The organism is Streptomyces sp. NPDC005266, from assembly GCF_040607655.1.
Lineage (GTDB): Bacteria > Actinomycetota > Actinomycetes > Streptomycetales > Streptomycetaceae > Streptomyces.
In genome coordinates this window covers 1-21,989 of record NZ_JBEXHC010000024.1, presented here as the reverse complement: position 1 = coordinate 21,989, position 21,989 = coordinate 1, and the positions used below count along the sequence as shown (strand labels likewise).

General features: G+C 74.3%; 2 protein-coding genes. Both read right to left on the bottom strand.

Going from position 1 to position 21,989, the window contains the following annotated elements; all coding sequences use genetic code 11:
• Window positions 1–126: 126 nt before the first annotated feature.
• Window positions 127–7,365, bottom strand: coding sequence for an amino acid adenylation domain-containing protein (locus ABZU99_RS29995; RefSeq protein WP_356048868.1), 7,239 nt, complete (start codon window positions 7,363–7,365; stop codon window positions 127–129).
• A complete protein-coding gene (locus ABZU99_RS29990; RefSeq protein ID WP_356048866.1) occupies window positions 7,365–21,959 on the bottom strand; it encodes an amino acid adenylation domain-containing protein in 14,595 nt (4,864 codons plus the stop codon). Before ABZU99_RS29990 ends, ABZU99_RS29995 begins: the two co-directional genes overlap by 1 nt.
• Between the last annotated feature and the right edge of the window lie 30 nt (window positions 21,960–21,989).

Below are 21,989 nucleotides of genomic sequence, written 5' to 3'. Positions count from 1 at the left end.
GTCCAGATATTCCGTCGACGGTCGACGCCAGCGACGCTAGCACCGGCCGTCGACGAGGGTCATGGTCTTTCAGCGGCGGCTGAATGTCCCTTCATGCCCTCGCTCCGCTCCCGCGAAAGGCGCCGCTCACAGCTCCTCTCGCAAGGCCGTGCCGATCCGCGCGGCGGCCTCCGGGGACGAGAGCATCGCGCCGTGGTCGGAGTCCACCTCGACGCTGGTGATGCGACCCTTGACGTACGGGCTCCACGCCTCGGGCACCAGCTTCCGCATGACCTGCTCGGGGTAACTGACCCCGGGGGTCGGCCGGGTGGCGGTGAAGAACAGCAGGTCCCCGCTGAACACTCCGGGCTCGAAGGTGCCCATGAGCCGGTTGTTGTGGACGTACGCGTTGACGCTGCGCACCAGGCCGTGCTCGCCGAGCCCGGCCGCCCGGTTGTTCTCCTCCTCCAGATGGGCGGCGTAGCGGGCGAGGACCGCATCGCGGTCCGTGGCCAGGTCGTCCGGGTCGAAGGCGAATCCGGAGGCCAGCAGCGGGGCGATGATCTCCTGGTCGGACCAGTCGGGCGCGATGGCCTCCAGGTCCGGCGGAAAGGTGTCCATGATGCCGAGCAGGCTCACCTTCTCGCCCTCCTCCTCCAGTTGGACGGCCATGGCGTGGGCGACCAGACCGCCGAACGACCAGCCCAGCAGCGCGTACGGGCCGGACTGCTGCACCGTGCGCATCCGCGCGACGTAGTCGGCTGCCATCTCCGCGAGGGACGCGGGCATGCGGTCGGGCTCCGTCAGGCCGCGCGCTTGCAGCCCGTACAGCGGCTGGTCCGGGGCGAGATGGGCCAGGAGCCCTGCGAAGGACCAGGTCGTACCGGTGCCGGGGTGGACGCAGAACAGGGCGGGCCGTTCCCCCTCGGTGCGCAGCGGCAGCAGCGGCGCGAGCGGGTCGCCGGTGGTGTCCGAGCCGAGCTCCTCGGCCAGCCGGGCCACGGTCGGGGCCTCGAAGACGCTGCGCACGGACAGCTCCACCCCGAAGGTCGTGCGGATGCGGCGCACCAACTGGGTCGCGAGGAAGGAGTGGCCGCCCAGCCGGAAGAAGTCGTCGTGGACGCCGACGGCCGGTACGCCCAGCAACTCGGCGAACAGCTCGGCCAGCAGCCGCTCCTCGGGTGTCCGGGGGTGGGTGGTGATCGGGGCGGTCCCGCTGGGAGCGGGCAGGGCCCGGCGGTCCAGCTTGCCGTTGGCGGTCAGCGGGAACGACTCGAGGGTCACGAACGCCGCCGGGACCATGTAGTCCGGCAGGCTGCGGGCGATGTGCGCGGCGAGCGCCTCGCCGTCGGCCCCGGGCGCGGAGGGCTCCCTCTCGCCCTCGGCCGGCACCACGTACGCCACCAGACGCTTCTCGCCGGGCAGGTCCTCGCGGGCCAGGACGGCGGCCTTGGCCACGGTGGGGTGGGTCGCGAGCACGGCCTCCACCTCGCCGGGCTCGATGCGGAAGCCGCGGATCTTGACCTGGTGGTCCGTCCGGCCGAGGTAGCGGACACGGCCCTCGGCCGTCCAGCGGACCAGGTCCCCCGTGCGGTACATCCGCTCCCCCGGTGCGCCGAACGGGTCGGCGACGAACCGTTCGGCGGTCATGCCTGGGCGGCGCAGATAGCCGCGGCCGAGTGGGGATCCGGCGATGTAGAGCTCGCCTGGCCGACCGGGGGCGACCGGGTGCAGCGCCTCGTCGAGGACGTACAGCCGGGCGTTGTCGACGGGGCCGCCCATGGACGGCTTGTCGGGCCACGCCGAGGTGTCCCCCTCCAGGACGCGCCCGCCCACCACATGGGTCTCCGTCGGTCCGTACTGGTTGTGCAGCCGGCGTCCGGGGACGCGGGCATGGAAGGCGCGGACCGCCTCCCCCGTCGTCAGGGCCTCCCCGGCCTGCACGATCTCGCGGAGGGCCGGCAGGTCGGCGCCGGCCTCGTTGGCGGCGGTCGCAACGGCCTCGATCACCAGGTTGGGGGCGAACAGTTCCTGTACGCCGTGCCGGGCGAGCCAGGCCACCAGCTGCTCCGGGTCGCGCCGCACGTCGTCCGGGCATTGCGCCAGGGTCTTTCCGGCGGTGTGCGCCGAGAGGATCTCCTGGGCGGACACGTCGAAGCCGACGGGCGCGAACTGGGCGGTGACCGTGGCCCCGGCGGCGTCCGCACCGGCCCCACCGCACGGCAGGAGGTCCTCCTGCCACCCGATGAGGTTGCGCAGGCTGCCGGCCCGCATCACCACAGGTTTGGGGCGGCCGGTCGAGCCGGAGGTGTAGATGACGTACAGCGGGTGGTCGGGCAGTGGAACGCCGGTCCGCTCCTCGTCGGTGACATCGGCGGCGGACCGCCCCGCGAGGTCGCCGAGAACGGCGGGGTCGTCGAGGAGCAGCCGCGGCGCGCCGCCCTCGGGCAGCCCGGCGGCGATCGCCCCGGTGGTCAGGACGAGGGCCGGGTCGGCGTCGGTGAGCTGGTAGGCGACGCGCTCGGCCGGGTGCGCCGGGTCGACGGGAACGTAGCCGGCGCCGGTCTTGAGGACCGCCCACACCGCGGTGACCTGGTCCGGGCAGCGGGGCATCGCGATGGCCACTAGGGACTCGGGGCCGGCGCCGCGCTCGAGGAGCAGCCGCGCCAGCCGGTTGGCCCGGCCGTTGAGTTCGGCGTACGACAGCCGCTCCACACCCTCGGGTGTGCCGTCGGCGGCCACGGCCTCGTACAGCACCGCCGTGGTGTCGGGGGCGCGGGCGGCGCGCTCCTCGAACAGCTCGGGCAGGCTCCGCCGGGGAAGGGCGCGGGTGGTGTCGTTCCATCCGTCGAGCACCTGCCGGCGTCGCTCCGGTGACAGGACGTCGATGCGTCCGACCCTGAGGTCCGCGTTCTGGACGACCAGCGCCAGCAGGGCCAGCAACCCGTCGACGATCGACTGAGCGGTCTCGGCGCCGAACAGGTCGAGGCTGTACTCCAGGGACGCCTGCACACCCGCCGGTTCGCCCTGGGGGCCGCGCCGCTCGGCGAAGGAGAACAGCAGGTCGAACTTGGCCGTGGACACGGTGACCGGCTCGTTGGACACCGTGAGCTCCGGCAGCCTGCCGTGCACTCCGGCGGCGGCCTGCTGGTCGTTGTTGTTGAAGGAGAGCTGCACCTGGAACAGCGGGTGGCGGGCGAGCGACCGCTCCGGGTTGACCACCTCCACCACCCGCTCGAACGGCACCTCCTGATGCGCGTAGGCGGCCAGGTCGGCCTCCCGCACGCGGGCGACGAGCTCCTTGAATGTGGGGTTCCCGGACACGTCGGTGCGCAGCACGAGGGTGTTGACGAAGAAGCCGACGAGCTCGCCGATCGCATCGTCGGTACGTCCCGCGACCGGGGTGCCGATGGGGATGTCGGTGCCGGCGCCGAGCCGCCCCAACAGGGCCGCCAGCCCGGCCTGGACGACCATGAACATCGTCGAGCGGGTGTCACGGGCGAGCCGGGCGAGCCCGGCGTGCGTGTCCTCGGGAACGTCGAAGAACAGCATGCCGCCCAGGCCCGAGGCCACGCTGGGCCGCTCCCGGTCGGCGGGCAGCTCCAACTCCGCGGGCATGCCGTCGAACTGCCTGGTCCAGTAGGCCAGCTGGCGGGACATCGGGGAGTCGGGGTCGTCCTCGGAGCCGAGCATGTCGCGCTGCCAGATGGCGTAGTCCGCGTAGCTCACCGGCAGGGGCTGCCACTCGGGGGCCCGGCCGGCGCTGCGGGCCGCGTACGCGACGGTCAGATCGCGGCGCAGCAGCGGCATGGACCAGCCGTCGGCCGCGATGTGGTGGAGGAGCAGCAGAAGAACGTGTTCCCGTTCGGACAGCTGGAACAGCCGGCCGCGCAGCGGGGGTTCTGAGGTGAGGTCGAAGCGGTACGCGGCGGCCTCGTCCAGCAGGCCGCGCAGTTCGCCCTCCGTGGTGGTGACGGTCTCCAGCGGGAACGGGGAGGTCGCCAGCACCTTCTGGTAGGGCCCCGTGGCGTCCTCGCCGAAGGCGGTGCGCAGCGGCTCGTGGCGGCCGACGAGGTCGGCGAGCGCGGCGCGCAGGGCGGCGTGGTCGAGCCGGCCGGTCAGCCGCAGCGGCACGGGGAGGTTGTAGGTGGGGCTGGGGCCCTCGATGCGGTTCAAAAACCACAGCCGGGCCTGCGCGAAGGACAGCGGGACACGCTCGGGGCGCGGGGTGACGGCGGTGATGCCGCCACGGCCGTGGGAGGCACGGTTGAGGACGGCGGAGAGCGCGGCCACCGTCGTGGACTCGAACAGTTCGCGGATGGCGAGTTCGGTCTTGAGGGTGGAGCGGACGCGGCTGACGAGGCGGGTCGCCATCAGGGAGTTGCCGCCCAGTTGGAAGAAGTCGTCGTCGATGCCGACCCGGGCGACGCCGAGGACCTCGGCGAAGAGCCCGCACAGGATCTCCTCCTGCGGGCTGCGCGGGCCGCGGCCGTGGGCGGCGGTGTCCCAGTCGGGTTCGGGGAGAACCTTGCGGTCCACCTTGCCGTTCGGCATGACCGGCAGCGCCTGGAGCGTGACGAACGCGGTGGGCACCATGTAGCCGGGCAGCGTCTGACCGGCGTGGGCGCGCAGCTCCTCGGCTCCGGGCGCCTCGTCCTCCTCGGCGCCCGCGGCGGGCACCAGGTAGGCGACCAGCCGCTTCTCGCCGGTCTGGTCGGCGCGGGCGAGCACGACGGCCTGTCCGACCGCGGGGTGCCGGGCGATGGTGGCCTCCACCTCGCCCGGTTCGATGCGGAAGCCGCGGATCTTCACCTGGTGGTCGGCACGCCCGGCGAACTCCAGGACGCCGTCGGCGTCGCGGCGCACCAGGTCGCCGGTGCGGTACATACGGGAGCCGGCGGGGCCGAACGGATCGGCGACGAATCGCTCGGCGGTCGGGGCGGCGCGGCCGATGTAGCCACGGGCCAGCCCCGCGCCCGCGACGTACAGCTCCCCGGGCACGCCGTCGGCGACCGGCAGCATGTTGTCGTCCAGGACGTAGAGCCGGGTGTTGTCCATGGGCCCGCCGATGGGTACCAGCGGGCCGAGCGGATCGGCCGCGGTGACCGCGTGGTGGGTGGCGTTCATGGTGATCTCGGTGGGCCCGTACAGATTGGTGACCGTGATGTCCGGGCAGTGGGCCAGGACCCGCCGGAAGGCTTCGGCGGACGCGGCGTCACCGCCGGTGGTGATCTCCCTCATGCCGGCGAACGCCTCGGGCCGCTCCTCGGCCACCAGGTTGAAGAGGGAGGTGGTCAGCAGCGCGCCGGTGACCTCGTGGTCCCGGATGACGCGCTCGAGGGTGGCGACGTCGGGCTCGCCGGGCGGTACGACGCAGATCCGGCCGCCCGACAGCAGCGGTATCCACAGCTCGTAGGTCGAGGCGTCGAACGCCTGGGTCGCGTTCATCAGGACCCGCTCGTGGGCGCCGGTGTGCCAGCGGCTGTCGAAGGCCAGCTCGGCGACGCCGCGCTGGGTGACGCCGACGCCCTTGGGGCGGCCGGTGGAGCCGGAGGTGAACATGACGTACGCCAGCCGGCCGGCCGCGACGGGCACCTCGGGTTCGGTGTCCGGCCACTCCCCCGGCGGTGTCTCGTCCACGACGACGGTGGTCAGGCCCAGTTCGCCGGCGCGGGCGGCGGTCGCCCGGTCGGTGACCACGACCTCGGCGCCCACCTCGGCCACGGCCTGCCGCATCCGTTCCAGGGGGTAGGTGTCGTGCAAAGGCACGTAGTAGCCGCCCGCCTTGAGGATCGCGAGGACGGTGACCGGCACCAGCGCCGAGCGTTCCTGCACCATCACCACGGGGGTTTCGGCGCGTACGCCCTGCGCGATCAGGCGGTGGGCCAGCCGGTTGGCACTGGCGTCGAGTTCGGCGTAGGTGAGTGTCTGATGGTCCGAGACGACGGCCGGGCGGTCGGGGACGCGCTCGGCCCGGTCCGAGAAGAGCCGCGCGAGCCCTCCCTCGGGCACCGCGGTCCGCGCGCCGGCGCACCCCTTGGGCAGCGCGCCGCCGCCGGGCCCGGCCGCGGCGGCGATGCGGGCGACGGGGCTGTCAGGGGCCGCCGCCACGGCCTCGAGGGCCCCGACGACACGGTCCACGATCCGCTGTGCGGCGGCCTCGTCGTACAGGTCGGGCCGGTAGTCCAGGCGCAGCCAGATGCGTTCGCCCGGTGCGCCGATCAGCGAGAGGGGGTAGTGGTTGGCGTCCTGGCTGTCGACCCGGGTGACGCGCAGCGCCGCGTGCGACGCGCCGCCTCCGCCGCCCCCGCTGGGGTAGTTCTCGAAGACGGTCAGCGTGTCGAACAGGGCGCCGCGCGCCCCGCCACCGACCGACGCCAGCCGGTGGATGTCGGCGAGGCCGATGTGCTGGTGTGCGAGCAGCCGCGTCTGGCTCTCCTTCAGACGCGCGAGGAACACGGACATCGGCTCGGCGGGGCGTAACCGGGCGCGCATCGGCACGGTGTTGATGAACAAGCCGATCATCGACTCGATGCCGTCGATCTCCGAGGGCCGCCCCGAGACGGTGACGCCGGCCACCACGTCGGCGCGGCCGGTGAGCCGGGACAGCACGATGGCCCACACGCCCTGCAGCACGGTGCCCATCGTCAGGCCCTGCTCGCGGACCCACGCGGTCAGCGCCGCCGTGGTCTCGCCCGACAGCTGGGTGTTGATCTGGCCGGGGACCATGGCCACCTCGCCGGCCTCCGGGGCGACGAGGGTCGGCCCGTCGAGCCCGGCGAGCGCCTCCCGCCAGGCGTGCTCGGCGGCGGCCCGGTCCTGGCCCTTGAGCCAGGCCAGGTAGTCGCGGTACGGGCGTACGGAAGGCATCCGTGAGGCGTCGCCGGCGCTCGTGTAGAGGGCGAACAGCTCACGCCACAGCACCGGCAGCGACCAGCCGTCGAGCAGCAGGTGGTGGAACGTCAGGACCAGCCGGTGCCGGTCGTCGCCGGACCGCACCAGCGTGAAGCGCAGCAGCGGCGGCCGGTTCAGGTCCAGTCGCCGGGCGCGGTCCTCGGCGACGGCCCGGTCCGCGGCGGCGGCCCGCTCGGCTTCGGGCAGCCCGGTGAGGTCCACGTCGTGGAAGGGCACCGCCACCTCGCGGTGGATGAGCTGCAGGGAGCGGTTGACGCCCTCGTAGCGGAAGCTCGCGCGGAGGTTGGCATGCCGGCGCAGCAGGCCGTCGGCGGCGGCCCGCAGCGCCGTGCGGTCCAGCGGGCCTTCGAGGTCGACGACCAGCTGCACGGCATACAGGTCCGGCGCGGTCTCGTCGTACACGCTGTGGAAGAAGATCCCCTCCTGCAAGGGGGACAACGGCAGGATCTCCTCCAGCCCCGACTGACTCATTAGGACGTCCTCCACTCATCTTCCAGCAGATCGATTTCGCTCTGGCTGATGTCCACCAGAGCCATGTCCGACGGGGTGTGGCCGCCGACGGCCGGCCGCCGGGTGTGTTCCACGAGAGCCCGCAGCGCCCGGACCCAGGCGTCGGCGAGGCGGCCCACCTCGTCGGCGGTGAGCACGTCGCGGGCGTACAGCCAGTGGGCGGTCAGCTCCGGACCGCGCGCGCCGTCGCGGGTGACGGCGGCGAGATCGAGCGCGTGCGGCAGGCGCATCCGGGGGTCCTGGCCGCCGACGCCGCTGAGGTCGGCGAGGACGGAGAAGTCCGTCGTCGCCTCGGTGGTGTGTGCCTCGGTGAACCGGCCGAGATAGTTGAAGCCGATCTGGGCGCCGCCGGATCCAGCGAGGCGCGGGCCGGTGCGCGGGTTGAGATAGCGCAGCGCGCCGTAGCCGAGCCCGTTGTCCGGGACGGCGCTCAGCTGCTCCTTGATCCGCTTCAGGACCTGTCCGGCGGCGGCTCCGCCGGACATGGCCTCGGCGCGGTCGTAGGCCCCGGGGTCCAGCCGTACCGGGTACATGTTGGTGAACCAGCCGACGGTCCGTGACAGTTCGGCGTCCAGCAGATGCTCCTCGCGGCCGTGGCCCTCCAGGTCGACGAGGACCCCGCCGGGCCGTCCGCCGCCGCGCAGTTCGGCCACCGCCATGGCCAGGGCCGTCAGCAGGACGTCGTTGACGCCGGCGTGGAAGGTCTCGGGGACGCTCGTCAGCACGGCTTCGGTGAGGTCCGGGTCGAGGGAGCTGGTCAGCAGCGCGGCGGTCGCGTTCACGTCCCGGCCGGGGTCGAGCGGGCGCCGGCCCAGCGGCGGCTCGGAGTGAGCCAGCACCTGCTTCCAGTGGCCGAGTTCGGCCTCCCGTACCGGGTCGAGCGCCCAGTCGGCAAGGCGCAGGGCCCAGCCGCGCAGCGAGCTGCCGACCCGCTGCAGCGCCGGCCGCTGGCCCGCGGCCACCGTCTTCCACGCCTCTTCGAGATCGGGCAGCAGAATCCGCCAGGACACGCCGTCCACGGCGATGTGATGGATGCTCAGGAAGATCCGGCCGGGCGAGTGCGGGCCGCGGTCGAACCACACGGCCTGGACGAGACGGCCGTCGGTCAGGGAAAGCCGGTCCCGGGCGTCGTTGGCGTGCCGGGCCATCAGCTCCAGGCACGCCTCCTCCGAAAGCCCCTCGGCGTCGACGCGCACCACGCTGTCGCCGGCCGGTACGCTGCCGGGCGCGGTGACCTCCAGCCGCCAGCCGTCGCCCGCGCCCGGCCCCTCGCCGGGCCCGCCGGGGCCGGTGACCAGGCGCAGCCGCAGGCCGTCATGGTGGTCGAGCAGTGCCTGGACGGTCGCCACCAGCCGCTCCCGGTCGCAGCCGGCCGGGGCCTGCAGCACCCGCCACTGGTGGAGCCGGTCGACGGGGCCGCCGAGTTCGGCGAACCAGTGCACGATCGGGGTGAGCGGCACCTCGCCGAGGTTCGCGCCCTCCTCCTCGGCCACGGCGTCGACGGCGTCGGTGGCCACGCGGGCCAGGGCCGCGACCGTCTTGTGCTCGAAGACGTCCTTCGCCGAGATCACCAGCCCTTGCCGGCGGGCGCGGCTCGCGAGCTGGATGGACATGATGCTGTCGCCTCCGAGGGCGAAGAACTCGTCCTCGGTGCCGACCTGTTCGAGCCCGAGGACCTCGGCGAAGAGGCCGCACAGGACGCGTTCGCGCTCGTCGCGCGGGCCGCGCCCCTGGGGTGCGGCACCGAAGTCGGGCGCGGGCAGGGCCTTGCGGTCGATCTTGCCGTTGGGGGTGAGCGGGAACTCCGGCAGGTCCACGAGGGCTGCCGGGACCATGTAGTCGGGCAGGTTGCGCGCCAGGTGCGCCCGTACGTCCTCCCGCTCGGCCGCCCCGCCGGCGCCGACGAGGTAGGCGACCAGGCGGCGGTCGCCGGGGCGGTCCTCACGGACCATCACCATGCCCTGGGAGACGGCGGCGTGCCGCGCCAGGACGGCCTCGATCTCGCCGAGCTCGACGCGGAAGCCTCGGATCTTGACCTGTTCGTCGGCCCGGCCCGCGAAGACGAGGCGGCCGTCGGTGGTCCAGCGCACCAGGTCGCCGGTGCGGTACATGCGCTCCCCCGGCGCGCCGAACGGGTCGGCGACGAACCTCTCCGCGCTCAGCCCCGGGCGGCCCAGATAGCCGCGGGCGACACCTTCGCCCGCGAGGTAGGCCTCGCCGGTGACACCCGGCGGGACCGGATGGAGGGCGGCGTCCAGGACGTAGAGCCGGTCGCCCGGTATGGGCCCGCCGGCGTCCGGCACGCCGTCGCCGCGCAGCGGAGCGCTCATGGTCGTCAGGACGGTCGACTCGGTGGCCCCGTACACGTTGATGACCCGCACCCCCGCCTGCGACCAGCGCGCGGCCAGTTCGGCGGAGAAGGACTCGCCGCCCATCAGGACGCCGCGCAGGGTGGGGGCACGGTCCGGGTCGAGGGTGGCCAGCAGCGTGGGCGGCAGCGCCATGTGGGTCACCCGGTCGCCGGTGACCAGCTCGGCCAGTTCATCGCCGCCGACATGGCCGGTGACCGGTCCGAGGACCATCGTCGCCCCGGTCAGCAGCGTCATCACGAAGTCGCCGATGGCCGCGTCGAAGTTGGGCGAGACCAGCTGCAGGACGCGGCTGTCGGCGTCCAGGGCGAGGCTGTGGGCGTGTGCGGCGGCGAGCGCGGCGATGCCGGTGTGCGGCACGACGACGCCCTTGGGCCGCCCGGTGGAGCCCGAGGTGTAGATGGCGTACGCCGCGCTGGTGAGCCGCAGCGGCGCGGTGCGGTCCCGCTCGGTCGGGTTGTGCCCGGGCCGGGCCGCGACGGCATCCCGTACGGCGTGGTCGTCGAGCAGCAGCCGGGGCGCGTCGCAGTCCGGCAGGGCCGGCGCCTGCCCGGCCGTGGTGATCAGCAGCGCGGGCCTGGCCTGGCCGAGCATGAACGCGATCCGGTCGGCCGGGTAGTTGGGGTCGATGGGCAGGTAGGCGGCGCCCGCCTTGAGCAGCGCGACCAGCGCCACGATGAGCTCGTCGGTGCGCGGCAGGGCCACGGCGACGAACTGCTCGGGGCCGACGCCCGCGGCGATGAGGTGGTGTGCGAGCCGGTTGGCCCGCTCGTTGAGCTCCGCGTACGAGACGGCCGTGCCCTGGAAGTCGACGGCGGTGGCGTGCGGTGTGCGCCCGGTCTGCGCTTCGAACAGCCGCGGCCAGGTCTGCCGGGGCAGTTCGTGCCCGGTCGCGTTCCACTCGCCGAGGACGCGGTCGCGCTCGGCGGGGGCGAGGACGTCGATGAGGTCCACCCGGCGCGGCGGGTCGGCGGTGACGGCCTGGAGCAGCCGGAGGTACCGGTCGGCGATGGCTTCGGCGGTCGCACGGTCGAAGAGGTCGGCACTGTATTCGACGGAGCAGTACATGCCGCCCGGCGCGCCCCCGGCCCCGGCGGGCAGTTCGCCGAATCCGAAGAGCAGGTCGAAGGAGGCGGTGCCGGTCCCGACGGGCCGGCCCGTGACCCGCAGCCCGTGGCTGCCGCCGGTAGCGGCGGTCACCGCGCGGTCGGTGTTGTTGAGCGATAGCATCACCTGGAACAGCGGGTGCCGGGCCAGGGTGCGGGCGGGGCTGAGGGTGTCCACCAGCCGCTCGAACGGCACGTCCTGGTGGTCGTAGGCGGTCAGCACCGTCTCGCGGACCCGGCCGAGCAGTTCGGCGAACGTGGGGTTGCCGGACACGTCGGTGCGCAGCACGAGGGTGTTGACGAAGAAGCCCACGAGGTCGTCGACCGCGTCGTCGGTGCGCCCGGCGACCGGTGAGCCGAGTGGGATGTCGTCGCCCGCGCCCATGCGGTGCAGCAGCGTGGCGAGCGCCGCCTGGAGCACCATGAAGACGCTGGCGCCGTGCGCGTCGGCCACCTCGCGCAGCCGGCCGTGCAGGGCCGCGGGCACCTCGATGTCGAAGCGTCCGCCGCGGTACGACGGGGCGGCGGGACGGGGCCGGTCGGTGGGCAGGGCCAGCTCCTCCGGCAGCCCGTCGAGGGCCTGGGTCCAGTAGGCGAGCTGTGCGCTGATCTCGCTGTCGGCCTCGTCCTCGGAGCCGAGCAGGTCCCGCTGCCACAGGGTGTAGTCGGTGTAGCTGACGGGCAGCGGGGCGAAGTCGGGGGCCTGGCCGGCCCGCCGGGCGGTATAGGCGCGCGTCAGGTCGCGGGCGAGCAGCGGGATGGACCAGCCGTCGGCCGTGATGTGGTGCATCAGCAGCAGCAGGGCGTGGTCGTCGTCAGCGAGCGCGAAGAGGTGGGCGCGCAGCGGCAGTTCACGGGACAGGTCGAAGGCGTGCCCGGCCGCCTCGGTGAGCCGTTCGTCGAGGTTGGCGGTGGTGACGGGCACCACACGCAGTTCGACGGGGGTGTCCTCGGGCGCGAGCACCTGCTGGTACGGGCCGTCGGCGTCCTCCGCGAACACGGTCCGCAGGGGTTCGTGCCGGGCCACGACGTCGGCGAGCGCGGCGGCGAGGGCGGCGCGGTCCAGGGGGCCGGTCAGCCGCAGCGACAGGGGCATGTTGTAGCCGGCGCTCGGTCCTTCGAAGCGGTTGAGGAACCACAGCCTGCGCTGTCCGTACGACAGCGGGGTGCGCGCCGGGCGCGGCCGGGGCGTGAGGCGGGCACGGATCCGGGTGCCGCCGCCGAGGGCGGTGGCCAGGCCCGCGACGGTGGGCGTCTCGAAGAGGGTGCGGATGCCGAGCTCCGCGCCGAGGACGGAGCGGATCCGGCTGACCAGCCGGGTGGCCAGCAGCGAATGGCCGCCGAGATCGAAGAAGCTGTCGTCGACGGTGACCTCGGGCAGGCCGAGGATCTCGGCGAACAGCCCGCACAGGATCTCCTCGTGCGGGGTGCGCGGCGCGCGGCCGGTGCCGGGGCCGGACGCGGCGTAGTCGGGGGCGGGCAGCGCCCTGCGGTCGAGCTTGCCGTGCGGGGTGAGCGGCAGCGCGTCGAGCGGCACGAGGGCCGAGGGCACCAGGTGGCCGGGGAGGGTTTCGGCGAGACCCTCGCGCAGCGCTTGGGGGGTGAGGGTCGCGCCGTCCGCGGGCACCACGTAGGCGACGAGGCGGCGGTCGCCGGGGCGGTCCTCGCGCACCAGCACCTCGGCCCGGTCCACGCCGGGCAGGGCGGCGACGGCCGCCCGTACCTCGCCGAGCTCGATGCGGAAACCGCGCAGCTTGACCTGGTCGTCGGAGCGGCCGAGGAACTGCAGGTGGCCGTCCGCGTTCCAGCGCACCAGGTCGCCGGTGCGGTACATCCGGTCGCCCGGCGCGCCGAACGGGCAGGCCACGAACCGTTCGGCGGTCAGCGCGGCGCGGCGCACATAGCCGCGCGCGAGTCCGCCGCCCGCCAGGTACAGCTCGCCACCGACGCCCGGCGCGACCGGCCGCAGGCCGGCGTCCAGGACGTAGGCCCGGACGCCCGCGACGGGTCGGCCGATGTGCGGCGCCTCGCCCTCGGCGAGGGGCCGGCTCATGGTGGCGGTGACAGTGGCCTCGGTCGGCCCGTAGGCGTCGATAACGCGCCGTCCGCCGCGGGTCCAGCGACGGGCCAGCGCGGCGTCGAACGCCTCGCCGCCGGTCATAACGGCCCGCAGGGTCGGCACCCGGTCCTCGGGGACGGTCGCCAGCACCGGCGGGGGGAGCAGCACATGGGTGGCGGCGCGGGCGGTGATCAGCTCGGCGAGGTCCTCGCCGGCGAGCCGGCCGTCGGCCGGGCCGAGCACCAGTGTGGCCCCGGCCACCAGCGCCTGGGTCACATCGGCCACGGCGGCGTCGAAGCTCAGCGACATGATCTGCAGCGCGCGGCTGGTGTGGTCCATCGCCAGGTTCTCGATGTGGCTGAAGAGGAGGGAGTTGAGGCCGTGGTGGGAGACGGCCACGCCCTTGGGGCGGCCCGTGGAGCCCGAGGTGTAGATGACGTACGCGGGGTTCGCGGTGTGCGGGGCGGCGCCGCGCTCGGCGTCGGCCGGATCACTGTCGGGGAGGCCGGCCGGCCGCTCCCGTACGGCGGGATCGTCCAGGTCGACGGCCCGGTCACCGGCGGTCTCCGCGACGAGGGGGCGGGTGTCCGCGTCGGTCAGCACGAGCACCGGGTCGGCGTCGGTGAGCATGTACGCGATGCGGTCGGTGGGATAGCCGGGGTCGACCGGCACCCAGGCGGCACCGGACTTCAGCACCGCGAGCATCGCCACGACCCACCGGGTGGAGCGCGGCAGGACCAGCGCCACGAACCGCTCTGGTCCCGCCCCCCGGGAGATCAGGTAGCGGGCGAGCCTGTTGGCGGCCGCGTTCAGCTCTCCGTAGGTCAGCGCCTCGCCGTCGCCCTCGACGGCGGTGTGCCCGGGGCGGCGGGCCGCCTGCTCCTCGATCATCAACGGCAGGGTGCGCGGCGGCCGGCCCGGCCCGGTCTCGTTCCACTCCGTGAGGACCCGGCGCCGTTCGGCCGCATCCAGGATCTCGGCCCGGCCGAGCCTCCGCCCCGGGTCGGCGGAGGCCTGGTCCAGCAGCATGACGAGGCGATCCGCGAGGCGCTGGGCGGTGGCGCGGTCGAAGAGGTCGGTGCTGAACTCCAGGACGCCGGTCAGCCCTTCGCGGCCCGGCTCGCGCCGCTCGTGCAGGGCGAAGGCCAGGTCGACCTTGGCGGTGGAGGTGCCGACCGGGTACGGCGCGGTGGTCGCGCCCGGCAGGGTCAGGGCGCCGGCCGCGGCGGACTGCGCCGTGTTGTTGAGCGCCAGCGCGACCTGGAACAGCGGGTGGCGGGTGAGGGACCGCTCGGGCGCGAGCGCCTCGACAAGCCGCTCGAAGGGGATGTCCTGGTGCGCGTAGGCGGCCAGGTCCGTCTCCCGGACGCGGGCGATGAGTTCGGCGAAGGTGGGGTCGCCGGAGGTGTCGGTGCGCAGCACCAGGGTGTTGACGAAGAGGCCGACGACCTCGCCCACCGCGTCGTCGGTACGGCCCGCGACGGGAGCGCCGAGGGGAATGTCCGTGCCCGCGCCGAGCCGGGACAGCAGGGCGGCGAGCCCCGCTTGGAGGACCATGAAGAGGCTGGACCGGGTCTGCCGGGCCACCTCCCGCAGCCGCGCGTACAGCTCGGCGGGCAGCTCGAAGCCGACGAGGTCTCCGCGGTGCGCGGTGCGCGCCGGGCGGGGCCGGTCGGTGGGCAGCGGCAGCTCTTCGGGCAGGCCGTCGAGGGCCTGGCGCCAGTGGTCGAGCTGGCGGGCGAGGGGGCTGTCCGGGTCGCTGTCGTCGCCGAGGACCGTGCGCTGCCACAGCGTGTGGTCGGTGTAGGTCACGGCGGGCGCGGGCTGTTCGGGTGCGTGGCCCGCCCGGCGCGCCGCGTAGGCCGTGCCGAGGTCGCGTCCGAGGATCGGCAGGGACCAGCCGTCGCCGGCGATGTGATGCATCACCAGCACCAGGACGTACGCCTCGGCGCCGAGGTCGAACAGGTGGGCGCGCAGCGGCAGGTCGGCGGAGAGGTCGAAGGGGCGCCGCGCGGCCCCGGCCACCTGCCCGGCCAGCTCGTCCTCGGTGGTTTCGGTGACGGTCAGTTCGGGGGCCGGGCCGTCGCCGAGCGGCACCTGGTACGGGCCGTCGGCGTCCTCGGCGTAGACCGTGCGCAGCGTCTCGTGGCGGGCGGCGGTGTCGGCGAGCGCGGCGCGCAGCGCGTCGACGTCCAGCGCGCCGGTGATCCGGATCCCGGCGGAGATGTTGTAGGTGGCGCTGGGGCCGTGCAGCCGCTCCAGGAACCACAGGCGCGCCTGTGCGAAGGAAAGCGGCAGCCGCTCGGGGCGCGGGGTGACGGCGGTGACCGGGGTACGGGCGCGCTCCGCGCTGTCGAGGGCGGCGGACAACTCGGCGACGGTCGGTGACTCGAAGACCTGGCGGACGGCGATCTCGGCGGACAGCGTCGAGCGGACGCGGCCGACGAGCCGGGTCGCCAGCAGCGAGTGGCCGCCGAGGGCGAAGAAGTCGTCGTCGACGGTGACCGCCGGCAGGTCGAGGACCTCGGCGAAGAGGGCGCAGAGGATCTCCTCACGTGGGGAGCGCGGGGCGCGGCCGGGGCCGCCGCCGAGGCCGGCGCCGTAGTCCGGGGCCGGCAGGGCGCGGCGGTCGAGCTTGCCGTTGAGGGTCAGCGGCAGGGCATCGAGGGCGACCACGGCGGCGGGCACCATGTAGTCCGGCAGCGCGGTCGCGGCGTGTGCGCGCACGGCGGCGGCGTCGAGGCGGTGCCCGTCCCGGGGGACGGCGTAGGCCACGAGCCGCTTGTCGCCGGGGCTGTCCTCGCGGACGACGACGGCGGCGCGGGCGACGCCGGGGTGCTGCCGTACGGCGGCCTCTACCTCGCCCAGTTCGACGCGGAAGCCGCGGATCTTGACCTGGTCGTCGACGCGGCCCAGGTAGTGCAGGTCGCCGTCCGTGCTCCAGCGGGCCAGGTCGCCGGTGCGGTACATCCGCTCGCCCGGCGCCCCGAACGGGCAGGCCACGAACCGTTCCGCGGTGAGCCGCGGCCGGTCCCAGTAGCCGCGGGCCAGCCCGGCTCCCGCGAAGTACAGCTCGCCGGGCACCCCGGGCGGCACGGGCCGCAGCCGGGCATCGAGCACGTAGGCGCTCATATTGGCGACCGGCCGGCCGATGGGCGCGGCCTGGGGCCACTCCTCGGGGTGCGGGGGGAGGGTGTGCGCGGTGACCACGTGGGTCTCGGTGGGGCCGTAGTGGTTGTGCAGCCGGTGGCCGGGGCGCGCGGCGTGGTACCGCTGCACGGCGCCGCGCGGGGTGAGCGCCTCACCGGCCTGGGCGATGTCAGCGAGGGCGGCGAGCGGCAGCCCCGCGTCGTCGGCGGCCCGGCAGACGGCGTCCACGACGAGGTTCGGCGCGTACAGCTCCTGGACGGCGTGGTGGTCGAGCCAGGCGGCGAGGGCGTCGGGGTCGCGGCGGGTGTCCTCGGGGCAGATCGCGAGGGTCTTGCCGTAGAGCAGCGCGGACAGCATCTCCTGAGCGGACACGTCGAAGCTGACGGCCGTGAACTGCGCGGTGACCGTGCCCGCCGCGCCGGGCAGCACGCTGTGGTGCCAGGCAAGGAGGTTGAGTACGGCGCGGGCCGGCATGACGACGGCCTTGGGCCGGCCGGTGGAGCCCGAGGTGTAGATGACGTACGCCGGGTGGTCGGGGCGCAGCGGCGTGGTGCGCTCGTCGTCGGTGACGTTCCCGGGGCCCGGCTCTCCGGCGGGGCTCACGGGCTCGGCCAGTTCGGGTTCGTCGCCGGTGAGGACGAGCGCGGGGCGGGCGTCGGACAACATGAACGCGACGCGGTCGGCGGGCTGCCGCGGGTCCACGGGCAGCCAGGCGGCGCCCGTCTTGAGGACGGCGAGCAGAGCCACGGGCCAGAGTTCGGAGCGCGGCATGGCGATGGCCACACACCGTTCGGGGCCGGCGCCCCCGGCGATCAGGCGGCGGGCCAGCCGGTTGGCGCGGGCGTTGAGCTGCCCGTACGACAGGGTGTGCGCGCCGATGACGGCGGGGGCGTCCGGGGCGAGCGCGGCCTGCCGCTCGAAGAGGCCGGGCAGGGTGGTGCCGGGCACGGGCCGGGCGGTGTCGTTCCACTCCCGCAGGACCTGGTCGCGCTCTGCGGACCGCAGCAGATCGATGGCGTGGACGGGCTGGTCCGGGGCGTCGGTCACGGTCTCCAGGAGCCGCAGCAGCCGGCCGGCCAGCGCGTCCGCGGTCGCCCGGTCGAACAGGTCGGCGCTGAATTCCAGCGTCGTCTCCAGGCCCGCGGGCGCGCCGCGCTCGTCGCGCCGCTCGGTGAAGGACAGCAGCAGGTCGAAGCGGGAGACGCCGGTGTCCACGCGGTAGGGGGCGGCCGTGAGGCCGGGCAGCGTGCGCGGACCGGCGTCCGGCACCGCGTTGTTGTGGACGAGCAGCACCTGGAACAGGGGGTGCCGGGCCGGCGACCGCTCCGGGTTGAGCCCCTCGACCAGCCGCTCGAACGGCACGTCCTGGTGACCGTAGGCGGCCAGGTTCGTCTCCCGTACCCGCCGCAGCAGTTCGGTGAAGGTGGGGTCGCCGGACAGATCGGTGCGCAGTACCAGGGTGTTGACGAAGACGCCCACGAGGTTCTCGACGGCCTCGTCGTCGCGGCCGACGACCGGACTGCCCAGCGGGATGTCCGTACCGGCGCCCAGCCGGGAGAGCAGCGTGGCCACGGCGGCCTGGACCACCATGAACAGGCTGGTGCCGGTGGCGCGCGCCAGCTCGGCGAGGGCGGAGTGCAGCGCGGCGGGGACCGTGAGGCCGACGCGGTCGCCGCGGTACGAGGGGGCCGCGGGGCGCGGCCGGTCGGCGGGCAGGGCGATCTCCTCGGGCAGCCCGGCGAGGGCCCCGCGCCAGTAGTCGAGCTGGGCGGCCAGCGGCGATGCGGGGTCGTCGTCGGAGCCGAGCATCTCGTGCTGCCACAGGGCGTAGTCGGCGTACGCCACGGGCAGCGGCGCCCAGTCGGGGCGCGATCCGGCACGGCGGGCCGCGTAGGCGGTGCTCAGGTCGCGGGCCAGGACGGGCAGCGACTGTCCGTCCGCCGCGATGTGATGCACCAGGACGAGGAGGACATGCTCCTGGTCGGCCGGGTCCTCAGGCTCGGGGAGCGTGAAGAGCCAGGTGCGCAGGGGCGGTTCGGCGGACAGGTCGAAGCCGTGCCGGGCGGCCTCGGCCAGCCGCGCGTCGAGCTGGTCGGACGTGACCCGCACGATCTCCGGCTCGGCGAGCCCGGCGGACGCCGCCGCCTCCCACACCACCTGGTACGGCCCGTCGGCGTCCTCGGCGAAGACGGTACGCAACGGCTCGTGGCGGGCGACGAGGTCGGCCAGCGCGGCAGCGAGCACGGCGCGGTCCAGCCGGCCCGTCAGACGCAGCGCCAGCGGCATGTTGTAGGTGGCGGAGGGGCCTTCGTAGCGGTTCAGGAACCACAGCCGCGCCTGCGCGTACGACAGCGGCAACCGCTCCGGCCGCGGGCCCGCGCCCACCCCGCGGCGGGCGCGGGCCGCGCCGTCGAGCCGCGCGGAGAGGCCGGCCACGGTGGGCGCCTCGAACAGGGTGCGGATGGCGAGTTCGACGCCGAGGGCGGTGCGAATGGCGGCGACGAGCCGGGTGGCGAGCAGGGAGTGCCCGCCGAGGGCGAAGAAGTCGTCGTCGACGGTGACCGGCCGCACGCCGAGGACCTCGGCGAACAGCTCGCACAGCACCGCCTCGCGCGCGTCGCGCGGGCCGCGGCCGCCGCTCTCGGCGGCGTACTCGGGCGCGGGCAGCGCCTTGCGGTCCAGCTTGCCGTTGGGGGTGTGCGGCAGGGCGTCCAGGGCCATGAACGCGGCGGGCACCATGTACCCGGGCAGCGCGGCGGCCACGTGGTCGCGCAGCTGTGCCGGGGACGGAGCGGTGCGGCCCTCGCCGATGACGGTGTAGGCGACCAGGCGCCGGTCGCCGGGCCGGTCCTCGCGGACCACGACGGCGGCCCGCCGTACGTCGGGGTGGGTGGCGAGCACGGCCTCGATCTCGCCGAGTTCGATGCGGAAACCGCGCAGCTTGACCTGTCCGTCAGCGCGGCCCACGAACCGCAGATCACCGTCCTCGGTCCAGCTCACCACGTCGCCGGTGCGGTACATGCGCCCTCCGGCGTCGCCGTGCGCCGCGCCGTACGGGTCGGCGACGAACCGCTCAGCCGTCAGCTCCTGCCGCCCGAGGTAGCCGCGCACGACCCCCGCGCCCGCGATGTACAGCTCCCCCGCGACACCGACGGGGACCGGGCGCAGGGCGCGGTCGAGGACGTAGGTGCGGGTGTTGGCCAGGGGGCGGCCGATGACGGGCGCGTCCACGGTGGCGGCGTCCACCTCGGCGGCCGTGGACCAGATGGTGGTCTCGGTCGGCCCGTAGAGGTTGGTCACCGAGGCGGTGTGCGCGCGCAGGGTGCGGGCGAGCTCCGCCGGCAGCGGCTCGCCACCGGTCAGGGCGCGGACGCCACGCAGGGCGGCCGGATCGCCGTCGGTGACCAGCGCGTGCCACAGACTGGGCGTGGCCTGCAGGACCGTGACACCACGGGCGGCGGCGAGGGCCGACAGCGCGGCGGGGTCGCGCACGGTGTCGCGGCCCGCGAGTACGACGGTGGCGCCGCGCAGCAGCGGGGCGAGGATCTCGAGCCCGGCGATGTCGAAGCCGATGGTGGTCACGGCGAGCAGCCGGTCGTCCGGGGTGAGCGCGGTGCGCTCACCCATGTCGGCGAGGAAGTTGGCCAGGCCGCGATGGGGCACGACGACGCCCTTGGGGCGCCCGGTGGAGCCGGAGGTGTAGATGACGTACGCCGGGTGGGCCGGGTCGTGATCGGGGCTCCGCTCCTGGCCGACGGCCGGGTCCGGGGCGTCGGACTCGCCGAGTCGGTCGGGTCCGTCGGGTCCGTCGGGTCCGTCGAGCCAGTCGGCTCCGTCGAGTCCGTCGAGTCCGTCGAGGAGGACCATCCGGTCGTCCGGCATGCCCGCGGGTAGGGCGGCGGACGCTTCGGTCGTGGTCAGGACGAGGACGGGGTCGGCCTCCTCCAGCATCAACGCGATCCGGTCGGCCGGGTAGTCGAGGTCGACGGGCAGGTAGGCCGCACCGGACTTGAGGACGGCGAGCAGCGCGACGACGAGCTGTTCGGTGCGCGGCAGGGCGAGCGCGACGAACCGTTCGGCGCCGCAGCCACGGGCGTGCAGAAGGCCGGCCAGCCGCCCGGCGGCCGCGTTCAGCTCGGCGTAGCACAGACTCCTCCCGTCGTACTCGACGGCGGTCGCGTGCGGAGTTGCCACGGCCTGCCGCTCGAACTGCTGGACCACGGAGGCGCTGGGCGGCTCGACGGCGGTGTCGTTCCAGGTCAGCAGGGCGGTTTCGCGTTCGGCGGGGGCCAGCAGGTCGAGGTCCTGGACGGCCGTGTCGGGGGCGGCGACCGCCGCCTCGAGGACACGTACGAACCGCTCGGCGAGCCGCCGCGCGGTCGAGCGGCCGAAGAGGTCGGTGCTGAACTCCAGTGTCCAGCCGATGCCTTGGGGCGTGCCGTCCTCGGCATGCCGCTCCTGAAGGGTGAGGTAAAGGTCGAACTGGGCGGTCCGGGTACCGATCCGCAACGGCTCGGCCGTCAGCCCCGGCAGCCGGGTCAGCGCCCGCGACCGCTCGTGGGCAGAGGCCAGCATGACCTGGAAGAGGGGATGCCGGGAGAGGGACCGTTCGGGGTTGATGGCCTCGACGAGGCGCTCGAACGGCAGGTCCTGGTGGGCGTACGCCGCCAGGTCGGTCTCGCGTACCCGGGCCAGCAGATCGGCGAAGGCGGGGTTGCCGGAGGTGTCGGTGCGCAGCACCAGGGTGTTGACGAAGAGCCCGGCGAGGTGTTCCACGGCGTCGTCGGTGCGGCCGGCGATGGGCGTGCCGATCGGGATGATTCCCTCTCCGCTGTCGCCGCCGAGCCGGGACAGCAGGGCGGCGAGAGCGGCCTGCGCGACCATGAAGACGCTGGCCCGGTGGGTACGGGCGAGCTCGGTGACCCCGGCGTGGAGTTCGGCGGACACCTCGAACCCGAGCTGCTCGCCCCGGTGCGAGGCGACGGCCGGTCGCGGCCGGTCGGTGGGCAGCGCCAGCTCCTCGGGCAGATCGCGCAGCGCCTCCGTCCAGTAGGCGAGCTGGCGCGCGAGAAGACTGTCCGGGTCGTTCTCGGAGCCGAGGGCAGTACGCTGCCACAGCGCGTAGTCGGCGTACCGCACGGGCAGTGGCGCCCACTGGGGTGCGCCGCCACCCGCACACCGAGCGGCATAGGCGGTGGCGAGGTCTTCGGCGAGCACACGGGCCGACCAGCCGTCGGCGGCGATGTGATGGACGAGGAGCAGCAGGACGTGCTGGTCCGGCGCCAAGGTGAACAGCCAGGAGCGGCACGGCACGTGGGCGGTGAGGTCGAAGTGGTACCGGGCGGCCTCGGCGAGCCGTTCCGTCACCGCGTCCTCGGTCGTCTCGACGATCTCCAACTCGGGCCCGGCAGGGGGCTGCACCACTTGGTACGCGCCGTCCGCGTCCTCGGCGAAGCGGGTGCGCAGGGGCTCATGGCGGCCGACGACATCGGCGAGCGCGGCGCGCAGCGCCTCTTGATCGAGCGTCCCCGTCAGGCGGAGCGCCATGGGGATGTTGTACGTCGCGCTGGGGCCCTCGAAGCCATGCAGGAACCACAGGCGCTGCTGGGCGAGGGAGAGGGGCACACGGTTGGGGAGCGGGTCGGCGCGGGTGACGGGCGTACGAGCGGATGCCATGCCGTCGACGCCGTCGAGCAGCGCGGACAGGGCGGCGACGGTCGGCGACTCGAACACCTGCCGGATGGCGAATTCCGCCCCGAGGACGGACCGGATGCGGCTTGCGAGGCGGGTGGCGAGGAGGGAATGGCCGCCGAGCTCGAAGAAGCTGTCATCGATCCCGACCCGCTCCACCCCCAGGACCTCAGCGAACAACCCGCACAAAATCTCCTCCCGCGGCGTACG